Origin of the sequence: Burkholderia sp. JPY481, from assembly GCF_038900515.1 — a bacterium.
In the GTDB taxonomy this organism is placed as follows: Bacteria; Pseudomonadota; Gammaproteobacteria; order Burkholderiales; family Burkholderiaceae; genus Paraburkholderia; species Paraburkholderia youngii.
On record NZ_JAYMRT010000002.1, the window covers coordinates 628,968 to 643,784 of the forward strand.

Genomic DNA, 14,817 nt, shown 5'->3' on the forward strand with positions numbered 1-14,817 from the left:
CTAGGTTTTTCGCCGCGATTGCAGCGTGGCCGACAGGCCCGGCGTCGATTGGATACCGGCGGCGCCGGGCGAGCCCTCGATCACGTCGAGTCCTTGCGACGAAATCGACAGTTCGCGCAGTGACGTGTCGTGCGCGCTTTCGCGTTGCTTGACCACCGAAATCATGCGCCGCAGTCCTCCTTCTGTCTCGGCGTAGCGCAGCAGCACGAGGTTTTCGGTCAGCGCCGACACCCGCACGGCCTTCGCGTGGCCCGGCTCGCTGTACAGCGGCAGTTCCTCGGTGATGAGCGTCGTGACGGCCGCTTCGCGCAACTGATGCAGCAGTGCATTGAGGAACAGGCCGAAGCGCTCGGTGCGCAACGCCGAATCGCGAAAGCCCTCGACGCCGTCGATCACGATGCGCGTCGCGCCGGTCTGCTTGACGGTGGCGAGCGCTTTCGCCGCGATTTCGTCGATGGCGAGTTCGATCGCCGGCTGCCAATGCACGATCAGACGGCCGTCCTGCCACGCATCGGCAAGCGGAATCGACACCGCTTCGGCTTTGCCGACGAGCCGCTGCGGACCCTCGTAGAAGCCGAGATACACGCAGCGTTCGCCGCGTGCGAGCCCGGCCGCGAGGAACTGCAGGCACAGCAGCGTCTTGCCGACGCCCGACGGGCCGATCAGCGTGGTCGTCGAGCCTTGCGCGAAGCCGCCGCCGAGCAGGTTGTCCAGATGCGGCAAGCCGAAGCCGAGCCGTGCTTTCAGATCGACGGGGCCCGGTTGCTGCGCGCAGTGTGCTTCGAGGCGCGGGAACATCAGCAGCCCGCTGCCGGCGATGCGAAAGAAGTGCTTGCCCATCCGGTGATCGCGCGCGCGCATCTTGTGCACTTCGATCTCGCGCGCGCGGCGCATGCCGTCGTGATAGCGGTTCAGCTCGATCAGACCATCCACCAGCGTGTGCTCGGGATGCGGCTCGTTACCCGACAGCGGCGCGAGCAGCAGCGTCGTGCAGTCCATCGCGGCGACCAGCGCGTTCAGCTCGTGGATGAACTTCGACAGCGACAGCTCGGTTTCGCTGAATTCGCGTGCGCTGCGAAAGCCGTCGATGATCATCAGGCTCGGCCGGTAGTCGTAGATGCTCGACGCGATCAGCTTCAGGAAACCGTCGAGGCCGTCCTGCATCAGCTCGTGATAGCCGGACACGAACAGCATCTGCTGCGCGACCGCGGTTTCGTCGAAGAAGCTCAGGCCTTTCAGGTGACCGAGCAGCTTGTCGTGCGATTCGGCGATCAGCGTCATGTACAGCACTTTCTCGCCTTGCCGTACCCGGTGAAAGCCGATCTGGCTCGACAGGATCGTCTTGCCGGCGCCAGCCATGCCCTCCAGCAGATAGACGCCGCCGCTCACCAGACCGCCGCCGAGGATTTCGTCGAAACCAGGCACGCCGGTTTCGACATTGCGTCGGGCCGGGTTAGGCCGGGCCGCGTCAGACAGGCGAGAGGTGTTGGATGCGTCGGTAGTCATTGTCGAAGGGTCTTTCAAAGTGCAAGCGACGGCTGGTCGTGACGGTCCTGTGCTGAACCCCGTCGAGGCAGCAATCGCCGTTCCCGCTTGCGAGCGGCGACGCCTCACGGCCTGAGAGCCCCTTGCACGCGACATGACGGGGAGCACGTATACAATTCGGCAGCGCCTGATTCCCGCGGGCTTTCACCCGCCTATTTGCCAACCAGTCCAACCCATGCCGAATTCGACCCGGGCCTTTCTTCTCGGCCCGCTCCTTAAAGGCGTTTCACGCTCCTTCTATCTGACGCTGCGCGTGCTGCCCATCGGCATGCGCGATCCAATCGGCCTTGCATATTTGCTCGCGCGCGCCGCCGATACCATCGCCGACACCTCGCTGATCGCGCCGGGCCAACGCCTCGAATTGCTGCTTGCGTTGCGCGATCAGGTCAATGGCGTGACCGTCGATAGCGCGCCGTTCAAGCGCATCGCCGCCGAAGTCGCGGGTCAGCAGACGCAGTCGGATGAAAAGCTGCTGCTCGAATCGTTGAACCCCGCGCTCGACGTGCTCGCGCAACTGAGCGAGTCCGACCGCCACGCGGTGCGCGCAATCGTCACGACGCTGACCGAAGGCATGGAATTCGATTTGCGCACGTTCCCCGACGAACGCTCCGGCCAGATCGCGGCGCTGCGCGAATACGACGAACTCGATCGCTATACGTATCTGGTCGCGGGCTGCGTCGGCGAGTTCTGGACCACGATGACTTACGCGCACATGCCGGGCACGCTGAAGGAACCGCCCGACACGATGACGCAGCGTGGCGTGCGTTTCGGCAAGGCACTGCAGATGACCAACGTGCTGCGCGATTGCGGAAAAGACTTGCGCATCGGCCGCTGCTATCTGCCGCAGAGCATGTTCGAGCGTCACGCTCTAAGCGCGCGCGATCTGCTGCAACCGGCCAATTCGATGCGCGCGCGGCCGCTGCTCGTCGAACTCCTGCGCAAGACGCTCGATCATTTCCGCGCGGCGCTCGACTATATGCTCGCGATTCCGGCGAGCGCGGTGCGCTTGCGGCTCGCCTGCCTGTGGCCGATCCTGATCGGCCTCGACACTTTGCTGCTGCTCGCGGATAACGACGCGTGGCTCGATCCGGCGAAAGTGTCGAAGGTGACGCGCGGTGACGTATATCGGATCATCGCGTCGTCGCTGCTGCTGGTGCCGTCGAATGCTTTGGTGCGCAATGCGATCAATAGCCGCATCGCGCGGATCGAGGCTCGGCTGCAGGCATAAACGATTTATTCTGGATCATTGAAACGTCAACAATCGGGAAAGCCCTAAGCCACTGCATTCGCGCTTCGCGTTAGTCTTTTCGAAAAGGAGACGAACCCATGCGACAAGCGTTCAATATTGCGTTGGTGCTTTTGCTTGGCTATCTGATGGCGGATCGGGCGTTGATGCGTGCGCAGGCGGGGGAGGTCGGCACGATTACGTGTCACCAGGGCGCGGCGCTCGTCAAATCGCAAGCGTTGAAAAAGGGCTTTGGCGACGCTGGCGCGAGCGCGCAGAGCGAGAGCTTCCTGTCGAGTTGCCTCGTGACCGGGCGTGGCCAGGTCGGCGATCTGATCGCACGCGAGTGAGCGCCGGCAGCTGAGGATTCGTCGCGGCGCACGCATAGCGCCGCGAAAAAGCGCCCAGACCGTGAAGGCCCGGGCGAAGTCATCGGGAGCCCGATGACGGAGGTAACACATATGAACTGGCCCGCGCTCGGAGATACCCGAGCAGCGGGCCAGTTCATTTGAATCGGGGCGCGCGTCGCAAGGACGCGCTATCGCTTACTGACCGAAGTAGACCGACTTCGGGCCACTCATCGGAGCCGCACGGCTCGTTTGGGTCGTACCGCTCACTACACCTCCGAAGCCGGTAGCGGCTTGGCCGACGCCGTTTTGCGCGTCGACGCGGGCTTGCGCAGCCTGGATGTCAGCCGGGTAGTGCGGGTCGGCGAGACCGGGTTGATAGCCGGCCTTTTCCAGCTGGACCAGCTCGGCGCGCACTTGAGCGCGGGTCACGGGCTGGTTGGCTTGCGCGAAAGCAGCGACCGGAGCGGCGACAGCGACAGCGATGACAACGGCTTGAATCAGCGATTTCATGATACTTACCTCCAGTTCAGGGTTTTTTGTCTTGCTGCGAACTTGCTTGTTCGTAGTCAGTGATTGCATTGTAATTTGGTGAACTTGGCAGAGTAAGTCACGATGCAGGTAATGTTTGTTGCGAGATTTGATACAAAAGTGCGGAACTTTCAGGGTTAACGCGTAGGCTTTCGTTGCGTCGCCGCCGCGGTGCGGAGTGCTACTTCTCCGACACAGGACTGACGGGCGAGGGCGTTGCCGTTGCCGGTGGCGGCGGATCGTTTCGCGCGCTGCCCGGCGTCGCGGCACGCACCGATTGCCGCAAGCGCGTGAACGCCTGGCTCGTGCGCGCATCACGCTGGTCGCGTGCGTCGTAGAAGTCTTTGCTGAGCCACTGGCCGAGACTCATCATCAGCGAGCCCAACGCGCTCTTGAAGCGCACCCAGGCATTGCCGGTGCGCGCCAGTTGCGCGGCCGCCTCGACCGCGTCGGCGGCGAGCCGGTCCAGTTCCGCGTGCAGAAAGTCGGCGAAATGATGCAGGCCATGCTGATTGCCATTCGACGATTTGCGCTCCAGTTCGACGTGCTCGGCAATCAGCGATTGATTGGGCACGCGAATAAACGGCGGCGTATCGGCGCGCGCGCCGCCGTCATGGCGAATCGCCACACCGAGGTTCGCGGATGCCGCGGTGCGCTCGCCGAGCGGCGGCATTTGCCACTTGTCGCACAGGTACTTCAACAGGCTGCAATGATCGAATCGTTCGTTGCATACCCCGGCTTCGCACCACGGCGACACGAGGATCGCGGGAACACGCACGCCGAGTCGTTTGAAATCGAAGCTCGTGGTATGGCCGTCGGGTGCGACTGCGTCGGCCGGCGGCGATACGTGGTCGTAGAAGCCGCCGTGCTCATCGTAGAGGACCACCAATAACGTGCGCTCCCACAGCGCCTGATTCGAGCGCAGCGCATTGTAGGTATCGGCGATCAGTTTCTCCGCTTTCATGATGTTGTGCGGCGGATGATCGTCGTTCTGCGCTTCGCCGAAGTACTTCGGCTCGATCAGCACGAATTGCGGGAATTGGCTGGCGGGTCCCGCTGCGTCTTCGAAGAACTTGTCGAAAGAGCGGTAATTCGCGAGGTTTTCAGCGCGTCGCTGGTTCTTCAGCAGCAGTGACGCGGGGAAGTCGTAGAAATAGACGCTCCATGTTTTGCGCGCGCCGTTCAAGCGATCGAAAATCGTGTCCTGATCCTGCTCGGTGTACCAGCGTGGATTGAGTCCGTCGAGTCCCGAAGGCATGTCGATCTCGCCTTTCGACGTACCCGTGAGCGCGAAAAAACGGTTCGGCCACGTCGGCCCCGGCAATGAAGAGAACCACCGGTCGCACACGGTGAATTGCGAACCGAGCGTGTGCAGCGCGGGCAGAAAGCCGAGCGGGTAATAGCCCATCACGTCTTGCCGCGCGACCAGGCTGCTCTTCGGATAGTCGTTGACGAACGAACGCACGAAGCCGCTGTTGTCGGCGGCGATCTGATCCATCACGGCCTTGTGCTCGTGATTCGGATCGTGCTTCATCTGCCGCTCGCGCGTCGCACGCGGATAGAAGGTATGGCCTTGACCGTCGGCGTTCGATTTGCCGGCCGCGTTGCGCACGCCGTCCAGTTTGTCGTGCACGGCGTCGAGGCAGCCGAGCATCTGGTCGAACGAGTGATTTTCCATCAGCAGCAGCACGACGTGTTCGATCGGATCGTTCTGCGCGTTCGGCTCGACGTCACTCATCTTTATCGCTCCACTCGGGACAGGATGGATTTCGCGTTGCCAACTTAGCGCAAAACGCGGACCGGCGAAAGAGCGCTGGTTTGCAACGGACCTGCACGCGACGCTCGGCGCATCTCGTCGCGTGCATGATTGGTTCAGCCTCGCATCGACTCAACTGCCGCCAGAGAAGATCGGACCTTGCCCGCCCGGCGCGAACGACGGGAAGTGGTCGCCGGACGGCGCGACCGCCGCCGGTGCATGCGCTCCCGGCTGTGATGCCGGTTCGCGCAAGGTCAACGCGCTATCGGCCGTGATCGGCACGCTCGGCTTCGCGAGCAGCTCGGTCTTGCGCATCGAGCCGACCGACGTGCCGAAGTAATAGCCGATGATGCTGATCCATGCGGTTCCCAGCGCACCGACGATCACGTTGACGAGATCCTTGTTGGTGCCCGGCAGCGGCTGAAACGCCATCAGCAGCAGAATGCCGAAGAAGCCGGTGGTGACGGCCATCGCGAGCACCTTCGGGACCCAGTCGCGATTGGCGACACCCATCGCGCGTGCGTTCGCGGTGTCGCTGGTGGCGATGCGGGCCATCTCGGCGTCGTGCGCGAGGCTCGACTGCGCGGCCGTCACCATCAACTGCTGCAATTGCAGCGAGTTCGCGGTTTCGGCCTGGCGAAGTTTTTCGAGTGCGCCGGGGTCGTTCAACGCGGGTTCCACGAAGGCCGGGTCGCTCGGCGTGCCGAGCGCGTGCGAGATGATCGCGGCGGCGGCGCTCACGCCGAGGCCGACCGGACCCCCCACGAGCCCGGCGAGAAGCGGGGCGGTGCTGCTGATGTTCGTCGCTACTTTGGTCCAGTCCATCATGCTGCTCCCAGGAGAAGATTGGCTGCCATGCGTTCGGTCCAGCCGCGGCTGAAACTCGGCCACGAATGCAGGTTGCGCAGGTACCGCAGACGATACGCGGCGAAGCGCATCACGAACTTCATCGGATCGGCGTTCTTGACCGCATCGAGCGTGTCGGGGCCGAACTTGCCGTCTTCCTTCGCGCCGGACGCTTTCTGCATCCACAGCACGACGAGGCCGCCGTTGTAGTTCGCATCGAAAATCTGGAAGGCCACGCGCGGATCGAGTTCGTCGAGATGCAACGGGTCCCAGTACCTGCGCTTGGCGATCTGATGGGCGGTTTCGAGCGGCAGGTCTTTCATCGCGCCGTTATAGCCCTCGCTGCGCGCGACGCGCGCCGTTACACCCCACATCGTTTCGCCGCCCGGATCGGCCGGATTGAAGCTGTACCCGCCTTCGTTTCCGATCAAGGCTTTGAATGCATCTTCGAAACTGTCCATCGAACTGTCTCCTGTTCGGCTGTGTTGCCAACTCAAATGGCGATGCGTGCGGCTCAGGCCGCTCGCATCGCCTGTCCTACGGCGTCGCGTACCGTGTCGAGCGAGGCTCGCAGCGAGTACGACGTCATCGGATTCGAAACGGGCTTGACGCGCGGCTCAGGCCTCGATGTCCGGGTGTCGGCTTCGTCGGGCGATGCGTCCGTCGAGAGCGCCAGCTCGCGTTCGCGCGCCGACAGCGTGCCGGCGTCGAGCTGCAATGCCTGTGCATACTTGCGCGCGGCCTCGCGCAGAGCGCCTTTGTGTTCCAGCGCGCGGCCCCATTCCGCATAGGACGGCGCGAGATCGGGCCGCAACGCGACGGCGCGCGAGAGCTTGTCGATTGCTTCGTCGTAGTGGCCGGTCTTCACGAGCGCCTCGGCCCAGTCGTGCAGCGTGTCGACGGATTCCGGGTTCATCTCGGCGGCCCGCCTGAATGCGTCGAGCGCTTCGCGGTCGTGCCGGTTCGTATGCAACAGCACATCGCCGAGCAGCCGCAGGTTTTCAGCGGTGCGCGACTTTTCGTTCGCGCCGGCTCGCAGTTCCTTGAGCGCATCGTCGATGCGGTTCTGCTGTTCGAGCGCGATGCCGAGACTCGCGCGCAGCACCGCCGAGTCTTTGTACTGCGTCAATGCTTCGCGGATCTGCTGCTCGGCTTCTTTCGAGCGCTGCTGACTGTCGAGCAACCACGCCTTGCCCGCGACTGCCCATTGGGCCTGCTCGGATGAGGGCAGCGCGAGGACTTCGTCATAGATCCCGACGATCTCGCGATAGTCGCATTGCGCGAGCGAACATTTGGTCTTCTGCACCTGGGTGAACAGATGACTGGCGAGGATGTTGGGTTCGGCGAGGCGCATCGCCGTGATGGCGATGTCGTGCACGAACTTTTCGAGGTCGCGCCCTTCGAACGGCACCGTGCTTTCGCGGCCGTTGAACGGGCCGTGTTCTATCTGCACGTGCGCGATATATGAATCCGCGCTGTTGTTGGTCTTCGTGATGCCGACGTGCACGGCGACATCTTCGCGCTGAAGCACGCCTTTGATGAAGCGCACCGTCGTCGCATACGACATCTCCTGACCCGGGATCTGGATGTCCTGCTGCGCGTCGTTGCTGGTCATCGTGTCGTGCGGGATCGATTCGGCGTCCCGCCCGATTTCCTTCATCGCCGACATGATCCGCTCGGCCAGAAAGTTCGACGAATAGCCGCGCTCGGTCAACGTTTGCGGCGTCTCCACCGGCGGCACCAGCAATTGACGCGTGAGCACGCCGCGCGCGACGAGGCAGATGGAACCGATCGTCAGCAAGATGACCAACCACGGCAACACATAGGGCCAGAGGCGCTTCGGCCCGCGACCGATCACACTGGCGGTATGCAAGCCGAACAGCACGAATCCGCTGGGATGATGACGATGGCGGCGATTCGCGGCGTTGGCGCGCAGGACCGCACCGCTGAACCCGTTCATCGACCGACGTTGACCCTGTGCACTCGACATGACCCACCTCGCTTCGATCGGCGATCAATGTTGGCGATCGCCCGACTTGCGCGGTGGGTATGCATTGAGCGTGCCATGCCGCAGGGAACGGGCTGGCAGGCGGCTGTTGGCTTCCGCTAAAGGGATTGAAAGAAAGAAGTGTCGCGGGCTGGCCAACCTATCGGCAAAAACAGTTTGCCGGCGGGAGACAGGATGCAGGTTGGCAAACAAAAATGCCGCTCAGTCCAGAAGACCGAGCGGCATTGGTGAAGCGAACTACTATTTGAGGACTTGCGCAGCGGTGGCTTAAACCGAACTCGGCCGCCATTTCAACAATCGATGCTCGACCGCGGTCAACAGGTAGTCGGCGGCAAGCGCGACCACCGCCAGCACGATCATCGCCGCGAACACGCCGCTCGCATTGAACGCGCCCTGCGCGGTGGAGATCAGCAAGCCGATGCCCTGCTTCGAGCCGAGAAACTCGCCGACCACCGCGCCGACCAGCGCGAAGCCGAAGCTCACGTGCAGGCTCGCGAGAATCCAGCTGAGCGCCGACGGAATCACGACCGAGGTCGTCACCTGACGGCGCGACGCGCCGAGGATCTGCGCATTCGCGATCATGTAGCGGTCCGCTTCGCGCACGCCCTGGAACGCGTTGGCGAACACGACGAAGAACACCATCACGACCGCGAGCGCGACTTTCGACGCCATGCCGAGCCCGAGCGCGATCACGAACACCGAGCCGAGCACGACGCGCGGAATCGAGTTGGCGATCTTGATGTAGAGGCTGAACACGTCGGAGAGCAGCTTGTTGCGGCCCAGCACGATGCCGCAGACGATGCCCGCGACCGAACCGATGATGAAGCCGAGGCCTGTCTCTTCGAGCGTGACCCACACCTGCGTGAGCAGCGGCCCTTGCGACGTGCCGTTCACGAACCAGTCGACGATCTGTTCGAAGATAGCGCTCGGCATCGAGAAGAAGAACGGGTCGATCCACTTCAGGCGCGCGGACAGCTCCCAGCCGCCGAGCACGACCACGAGCACCAGAATGCGCAGCGAAATCACCAGAACGTGGCGCTGGCGGATCTTCTTCTGCGCGATACGCTCGACGTGGGCGAGCGACGCGGCGTCGATGCCCGCGGGCATCATCTGTTGAGAGGGTGTAGACATGTTTGCCGTTCCTTGATTAACCGATCTGCACTTCTTCGCGCAGGTCATGCCAGATATCGCGCGAAATTTCGATGAAACGTGAGTCGTAGCGGATCTCCGACGTGACACGCGGTCGCGGCAGATCGATTTCGTAGACTTTCTTCAGCGTAGCGGGGCGCGCGGTCAGCACGAACACGCGGTCGGCGAGCGCAATCGCTTCCTCGAGGTCGTGCGTGACGAACACGACCGAGCCGACGCCGCCCCACAATTGCAGCAGCTCGTCCTGCATCAACGTGCGCGTCTGCATGTCGAGGGCCGAGAACGGCTCGTCCATCAGCAGGATTTCCGGCTTGTTGATGAAGGTCTGCGCAAGCGCGACGCGCTTGCGCATGCCGCCGGACAGTTGATGCGGATAGTGCTTGCCGAACTTGTCGAGGCCCACGCGGCGCAGCCATTCGTTCGCTTCGTCGTAGGCGGCCGATTTCGAACGGCCACGATAGAGCGGACCCGCCGCGACGTTGTCGAGCACCGAGCGCCACGGAAACACCGCATCGGCCTGGAACACGAAGCCGATGCGCGGATCGATGCCGTCCACCGGCGCGCCCATCACGCGCACTTCGCCGGTGGTCGGCTTCAGCAAGCCGGTGATCATGCTGAGCGTGGTGGACTTGCCGCAGCCGGTCGGGCCGACCACCGCGACGAACTCGCCGCGTGCCACCGACATGCTGAAGTCGCGCAGCGCGATCGTGGCCTTGCCGTCCGGGGAAATGAAACGGCACGACACGTTGCGCATTTCGATCGCTGGCGTCTCGCGTGACATAGGTTGATTCATCGGCGGGTGCCTCGCAGTTCTGTGAATATGAATGAAGCGTTACTTCGACGCGGTCTTGACCGGCGCCGACAGGAAGTCGTTGGTGTAGGTCTTGGCGAGGTCGATATGCTTGCCCTTCACCGACGGATTGAATGCGGACAGCACCTTCAGCACCGTGTCCGGGCCGTCTGCGGGCATCTTGCCGTCCTTCGTGAACATCGGCAGCGACGCCTTCAGCGCGCCCACGTACAGGTCCTTGTTGTTGCCGTAGTAGTCCTTCGGCATTTTCGCGGCGATGTCCTCGGCGCTATGCGTCGCGATGAAGTTCAGCGTCTTCGCGAACGCGTGCGACAGCTTCGCCGCGTCGTCCTTGTGCGATTCGGCCCACGCGCGCTGCACGTAGAAGCTCGACGCGGGGTAGGTGCCGCCTAGCGCGGCGCGCGTGCCTTCCACGGTGCGCATATCGACCAGCACCTTCGCGTCGCCGGTCTTCAGCAGTTGCGAGACGGTCGGCTCCGTGGTCATGCCGGCGTCGATGCGGCTTTGCTTGACGGCGGCGATGAAGCTGTTGTCCGCGCCGACCGGCAACATCGTGTATTGCGTCGACGGCACGCCTGCGCGCTGCGCGAGGTACTGCGTGAGGAAGCTCGTCGACGAACCGAGGCCGGTCACGCCGAGCGTCTTGCCTTTGACGTCGGCCATGCTCTTCAGCGTATCGGCCGCCTTGGTCGAGACCATTTCGACTTCGCCCGGCACCTGGCCGAAGACGACCAGCGCCTGCACTTCCTTGCCCTTGCTCTGCAGATCGATCGTGTGATCGTAGAAGCCGACCACGCCTTGCACCGCGCCCGCGAGCAGTTCGTTCTCCGCATCGACACCGGCCGGCTGCGACAGGATCTCGACGTCGAGGCCTTCGTCCTTGAAGTAGCCGAGCTGCTCGGTGAGCTTGGCCGGCAGATAGATGATCTTGGTGGCGCCGCCGACCATGATCGTGATCTTCTCGGCGTGAGCGGCGGCCGAAGCGGCGGCAAGGGCGAACGCAACTCCTGACACAACGGCAATCTGGCGCAAGGTACGCATGAAGCAGTCTCCTTAGGTGGGTCGCCGCAATCGGGGCGCGGCGCTTTTCTGGGTGAATGGCAGCGATTATAGAAACGCGAAACCTTCTGCCAGCTTTCGGGGTTTGGCGCAAAACATGGGTGTTAACCCGACGACGCGCCGACGCCGCGCCGACGCCGCGCCGAAATTTCGCGCGAATCGCCGCCGCACTCGCGGCAGCCACTGGACGTATGCTGTAAACCACACTTCACGCGCGCAGACCCCTTGTTTTAAGGCACAATCGACGACCTGACTTTTGCCGTTCCCGCCATGAAGCTGCTGCTGATCGAAGACAACCCCACGCTTGCACACTGGCTCGCGAAGATGCTGGAGCAGGAAGCCTTCGCGCTCGACGCCGTGCAGGACGGCGACGAAGCCGACCGCCTGCTGCGCACCAATCACTACGACGTGATCCTGCTCGACCTGAACCTGCCGAAGCTGTCCGGCAAGAACGTGCTGCGCCGGCTGCGTCAGCGCGGCGACGCGACGCCGGTGCTGATCCTGACCGCGAGCGGCTCGATCGACGAGAAGGTGGAACTGCTCGGCGCCGGCGCCGACGACTACCTGGTGAAGCCGTTCGAAGTGCGCGAGCTGATCGCGCGCATCAAGGTGGCGATCCGGCGGCAGTCGCCGTCCAAAGCGAGCGAGGTGGTGTGCGGCGACCTGTCGTTCGACATCGACACACGGCAGTTCACGCTGAAGGGCGCGCCGCTGAACGTGACGCCGCGCGAGCGTTCGGTGCTCGAAGCGCTGATCCTGCGCCTGGGCAAGACGGTGACGAAGCCCGCGCTCGTCGATGCGATCTTCACGCTCGCCGACGAGCCGAGCGAAGACGCGGTCGAAATCTACATTTCCCGTCTGCGCAAGAAGCTCGATGGCAGCTCGGCCGCGATCGTCACGCTGCGCGGGCTCGGCTATCTGCTGCGCAAGCGGGAAGACGACCAGTAACGATGTCCAATAGTCTGCGCATACGCCTGCTGTGGTGGCTGCTGGTGCCGCTCGCGCTCTATGTGTTCGTGACCGGCAAGACCGAGTACGACAACGCGCGGCACACCGCGAATCTGGTGCAGGACAACCAGCTGGTCGCGTCGGCGCGAATGATCGCGGGCGAGGTCGAATGGAGCGACGGCTTTCTGCGTGTCGATGTGCCGCCCGCGGCGCTCGAGATCTTCGCGTCGCCCTATCGCGACCAGGTCTTCTACAGCGTGCGTGTCGACGATGGGCGGCTGCTCGCCGGTACGCCTGATTTCCCGCCGCGACCGCTGCGCGCGCCCGACGTGCCGGATTCGTACTACACCGAGTTGCACGGCCAGCAGGTGCGCGCGGTCGACATCGTGCGGTTCATGTACGACAACGGCGCGACGCGCCCCGTACGCGTGACGGTCGGCAAGACCGTGCGCTCGCGCGACGCGATGACGCAACAACTGTGGCGGCCGCAACTCGTGCGCCAGCTCGAAATGATCGCGCTGGCAGTCGCACTCGTTTGCATCGGGCTCACGTTCGAGCTGCGCCCGTTGATGAAGGTGAAAGACGAAGTGGCCGACCGCGATCCGATGCAGCTCGAACCGATCCGCGTCGAGCGTCTGCATTCGGAACTGCGGCCCATCGTCGATGCGATCAATCAGTGCATCGCGCGGCTAGGCGTGCAGGTGGCGGCGCAGCGGCGCTTCATCGCGGATGCCGCGCATCAGTTGCGCACGCCGCTTACGCTGCTCGGCACGCAACTGCAATTCGCGCGGCAGCAGGAAGGCCTCAATCCCGCGCTCGACGAAGCGCTTGCCGCGATGCATAGAAGCAATCGTTCGATGGTCGGTCTCACCAACAAGCTGCTGTTGCTCGCGCAGGCCGAGGCCGCCGACAACTCGCAACTGGCGATGGAACGCGTCGATCTGGTGCCGCTCGCAATGGAGGTCGTCGAAGATCTCGGGCTGCTCGCGCAGGCGCGTGAAATCGATCTTGGCGCGGAATTGCACGGCGTGGCGCCGGTGCTCGGACATCGCGGCATGTTGCAGGCACTGATCGCGAATCTCGCCGAGAACGCGATTCGCTATACGGGCAGCGGTGGCCATGTGACGGTCGCCGTGAGTGCGGCTACCGAGGCCAATACGGTGACGGTCAGGGTGACCGACAACGGCCCGGGCATTCCGGCCGAAGCGCGCAGCCGCGTGTTCGAGCCGTTCTTTCGCGCGTCGACGGATACGGAAGGCACGGGCCTCGGTCTGGCGATCGTGCGCGAAATCGCGGACGCGCATCACGGCGAGATCGCGCTGAAGGCGGGCGAGGGCGGCAAGGGCGTGGATATCGCCGTGACGTTTCCGCGCGCGACGCCGCAGTGATCGGGATAAACCCGAGGTTCACGCAACAGATACGGCCCTGAAAGCATCGGGAAGGGTTCGCCCCTTCAGAATCACGGGCGGGCGACCCGCGCGGCGCCTGGAGCAAGATAACGGAGACACTCGCAAATGAAGCTTTCCCCGACGCGTTTTTCGCGCGCGGCCTATGCCGCCGTGGCGGCGTCGCTCGCATGGTGCGCGCTCGCGAGGGTGGCGACACCTGCGCAAGCCGCCGAGCCGGAGAAACTCGCGATCATGGTGGGCGGCACCAACAAGCTCATCTATCTGCCGGCGCGTCTTGCCGAACAGCTCGGCTATTTCAAGGCGGAAGGGCTCGACGTCGAACTGCTGTCGCAGCCGACTGGAATAGAGGGCGAAAACGAAATGCTCGCCGGCGCGGTGCAGGGCGTGGTCGGCTTTTACGATCACACGATCGATCTGCAGACACGCGGCAAGGAAGTGAAGACGATCGTCGTGTTCAGCCAGGTGCCGGGCGAAGTGCAACTGGTCGCGGCGAAATCGGCCGCTTCGATCCGCAGCATGGCCGACGTGCGCGGCAAGACGCTCGGCGTGACCGGGCTCGGTTCGTCGACGAGCTTCCTCACGCAATACCTCGCACAGCGCGCGGGCGTGCCGTCCACGCAATACACGCTGCTGCCGGTCGGCGCGGACAGCAGTTTCATCGCGGCGATGCGGGAAGGACGCATTCACGCGGGTATGACGACCGAGCCGACCGTCACGCAGCTATTGAAGGCGGGCGACGCCAAAGTACTCGTCGATATGCGCAACGTCGACGGCACGCGCGCCGCGCTCGGCGGCATGTATCCGGCGTCGAGCCTCTACGTGCAAAGCACGTGGCTCGACGCGCATCCGGACGAAGCCGCGAAACTCGCGCGCGCATTCGTCAGGACACTGCGCTATATGCATACCCACAGCGCGGAACAGATCGCCGCGCAGATGCCAAAAGAAGACATCGGCAACGACAAGGCGCTGTATATCAGCGCGTTGCAGGCTTCGCTGCCGATGTACACCGTCGACGGCAAGATGCCCCCCGACGGTCCGCAGACGGTGCTGAAGGTACTGTCGAGTTTCAATCCGGCGGTGAAGGGGCGGTATATCGATCTGTCGCGCACCTTCACCAACCAGTTCGTCTCTGAGGTCAAGCCTTGAAAGCGGGCTGACCGCGTGGGTCGCATCGAGCACAAGA

14 protein-coding genes are annotated in these 14,817 nt (G+C 63.6%); 5 read left to right on the forward strand and 9 right to left on the reverse strand.

What is annotated here, in order from left to right:
- Window positions 1-1,506, reverse strand: coding sequence for an ATPase domain-containing protein (locus tag VSR82_RS08370; RefSeq protein WP_429456032.1), 1,506 nt, complete (start codon window positions 1,504-1,506; stop codon window positions 1-3).
- A gap of 214 nt (window positions 1,507-1,720) precedes the next feature.
- On the opposite strand from VSR82_RS08370, the gene VSR82_RS08375 reads away from it, so the two are divergent.
- Window positions 1,721-2,773 (forward strand): phytoene/squalene synthase family protein, encoded by a 1,053-nt coding sequence (locus VSR82_RS08375; RefSeq protein WP_498857623.1) that lies wholly within the window; start codon window positions 1,721-1,723, stop codon window positions 2,771-2,773.
- Between the two features lie 98 nt (window positions 2,774-2,871).
- Complete coding sequence (locus tag VSR82_RS08380) at window positions 2,872-3,120, forward strand: hypothetical protein (protein WP_410851140.1); 249 nt, start codon at window positions 2,872-2,874, stop codon at window positions 3,118-3,120.
- A 195-nt stretch (window positions 3,121-3,315) separates the two neighbouring features.
- Here VSR82_RS08380 and VSR82_RS08385 read toward each other — a convergent pair whose 3' ends face one another.
- The 8 genes from VSR82_RS08385 to VSR82_RS08420 all read right to left on the reverse strand — a co-directional run bounded on the left by VSR82_RS08385 (window position 3,316) and on the right by VSR82_RS08420 (window position 11,259).
- Window positions 3,316-3,630, reverse strand: a complete 315-nt coding sequence (locus tag VSR82_RS08385) for a DUF4148 domain-containing protein (protein ID WP_368583207.1) — start codon at window positions 3,628-3,630, stop codon at window positions 3,316-3,318.
- A gap of 199 nt (window positions 3,631-3,829) precedes the next feature.
- On the reverse strand, window positions 3,830-5,386 hold the full coding sequence (locus VSR82_RS08390) for an alkaline phosphatase family protein (protein ID WP_429456029.1): 1,557 nt from the start codon (window positions 5,384-5,386) through the stop codon (window positions 3,830-3,832).
- Window positions 5,387-5,536: 150 nt separating this feature from the next.
- On the reverse strand, window positions 5,537-6,229 hold the full coding sequence (locus tag VSR82_RS08395; RefSeq protein ID WP_368582933.1) for a hypothetical protein: 693 nt from the start codon (window positions 6,227-6,229) through the stop codon (window positions 5,537-5,539).
- Complete coding sequence (locus tag VSR82_RS08400) at window positions 6,229-6,711, reverse strand: glycoside hydrolase family 108 protein (RefSeq protein WP_013092495.1); 483 nt, start codon at window positions 6,709-6,711, stop codon at window positions 6,229-6,231. The genes VSR82_RS08395 and VSR82_RS08400 overlap by 1 nt, the downstream gene beginning before the upstream one ends.
- Before the next feature lie 53 nt (window positions 6,712-6,764).
- Entirely contained in the window at window positions 6,765-8,240 is a 1,476-nt protein-coding gene (locus VSR82_RS08405; RefSeq protein WP_498857624.1) for a tetratricopeptide repeat protein, read from the reverse strand.
- Window positions 8,241-8,525: 285 nt separating this feature from the next.
- Window positions 8,526-9,389: an ABC transporter permease gene (locus tag VSR82_RS08410; protein ID WP_429456027.1), complete on the reverse strand. Its 864-nt coding sequence runs from the start codon at window positions 9,387-9,389 to the stop codon at window positions 8,526-8,528.
- A 16-nt stretch (window positions 9,390-9,405) separates the two neighbouring features.
- The gene (locus tag VSR82_RS08415) at window positions 9,406-10,200 is read right to left on the reverse strand and encodes an ABC transporter ATP-binding protein (RefSeq protein WP_026228638.1); all 795 of its coding nucleotides are present in this window, start codon (window positions 10,198-10,200) and stop codon (window positions 9,406-9,408) included.
- Between the two features lie 39 nt (window positions 10,201-10,239).
- Window positions 10,240-11,259 (reverse strand): ABC transporter substrate-binding protein, encoded by a 1,020-nt coding sequence (locus tag VSR82_RS08420; RefSeq protein WP_368582930.1) that lies wholly within the window; start codon window positions 11,257-11,259, stop codon window positions 10,240-10,242.
- 288 nt (window positions 11,260-11,547) lie between these two features.
- On the opposite strand from VSR82_RS08420, the gene VSR82_RS08425 reads away from it, so the two are divergent.
- From VSR82_RS08425 to VSR82_RS08435, 3 genes are all read left to right on the forward strand, one after another.
- The gene (locus tag VSR82_RS08425) at window positions 11,548-12,225 is read left to right on the forward strand and encodes a response regulator (protein WP_013092490.1); all 678 of its coding nucleotides are present in this window, start codon (window positions 11,548-11,550) and stop codon (window positions 12,223-12,225) included.
- A 2-nt stretch (window positions 12,226-12,227) separates the two neighbouring features.
- Window positions 12,228-13,613 carry a sensor histidine kinase gene (locus VSR82_RS08430; protein ID WP_498857625.1) on the forward strand — a complete coding sequence of 462 codons (1,386 nt, stop codon included), beginning with the start codon at window positions 12,228-12,230 and terminating at the stop codon, window positions 13,611-13,613.
- Window positions 13,614-13,739: 126 nt separating this feature from the next.
- Window positions 13,740-14,780 (forward strand): ABC transporter substrate-binding protein, encoded by a 1,041-nt coding sequence (locus VSR82_RS08435; protein WP_429456025.1) that lies wholly within the window; start codon window positions 13,740-13,742, stop codon window positions 14,778-14,780.
- The last annotated feature ends 37 nt before the right edge of the window (window positions 14,781-14,817 follow it).

What these genes read in the sequence shown, in the direction of transcription:
- VSR82_RS08370 (WP_429456032.1), bottom strand. Translation starts at nt 1,506, where the DNA reads ATGACTACCGACGCATCCAACACCTCTCGCCTGTCTGACGCGGCCCGG.
- VSR82_RS08375 (WP_498857623.1), top strand. Translation starts at nt 1,721, where the DNA reads ATGCCGAATTCGACCCGGGCCTTTCTTCTCGGCCCGCTCCTTAAAGGC.
- VSR82_RS08380 (WP_410851140.1), top strand. Translation starts at nt 2,872, where the DNA reads ATGCGACAAGCGTTCAATATTGCGTTGGTGCTTTTGCTTGGCTATCTG.
- VSR82_RS08385 (WP_368583207.1), bottom strand. Translation starts at nt 3,630, where the DNA reads ATGAAATCGCTGATTCAAGCCGTTGTCATCGCTGTCGCTGTCGCCGCT.
- VSR82_RS08390 (WP_429456029.1), bottom strand. Translation starts at nt 5,386, where the DNA reads ATGAGTGACGTCGAGCCGAACGCGCAGAACGATCCGATCGAACACGTC.
- VSR82_RS08395 (WP_368582933.1), bottom strand. Translation starts at nt 6,229, where the DNA reads ATGGACTGGACCAAAGTAGCGACGAACATCAGCAGCACCGCCCCGCTT.
- VSR82_RS08400 (WP_013092495.1), bottom strand. Translation starts at nt 6,711, where the DNA reads ATGGACAGTTTCGAAGATGCATTCAAAGCCTTGATCGGAAACGAAGGC.
- VSR82_RS08405 (WP_498857624.1), bottom strand. Translation starts at nt 8,240, where the DNA reads ATGTCGAGTGCACAGGGTCAACGTCGGTCGATGAACGGGTTCAGCGGT.
- VSR82_RS08410 (WP_429456027.1), bottom strand. Translation starts at nt 9,389, where the DNA reads ATGTCTACACCCTCTCAACAGATGATGCCCGCGGGCATCGACGCCGCG.
- VSR82_RS08415 (WP_026228638.1), bottom strand. Translation starts at nt 10,200, where the DNA reads ATGAATCAACCTATGTCACGCGAGACGCCAGCGATCGAAATGCGCAAC.
- VSR82_RS08420 (WP_368582930.1), bottom strand. Translation starts at nt 11,259, where the DNA reads ATGCGTACCTTGCGCCAGATTGCCGTTGTGTCAGGAGTTGCGTTCGCC.
- VSR82_RS08425 (WP_013092490.1), top strand. Translation starts at nt 11,548, where the DNA reads ATGAAGCTGCTGCTGATCGAAGACAACCCCACGCTTGCACACTGGCTC.
- VSR82_RS08430 (WP_498857625.1), top strand. Translation starts at nt 12,228, where the DNA reads ATGTCCAATAGTCTGCGCATACGCCTGCTGTGGTGGCTGCTGGTGCCG.
- VSR82_RS08435 (WP_429456025.1), top strand. Translation starts at nt 13,740, where the DNA reads ATGAAGCTTTCCCCGACGCGTTTTTCGCGCGCGGCCTATGCCGCCGTG.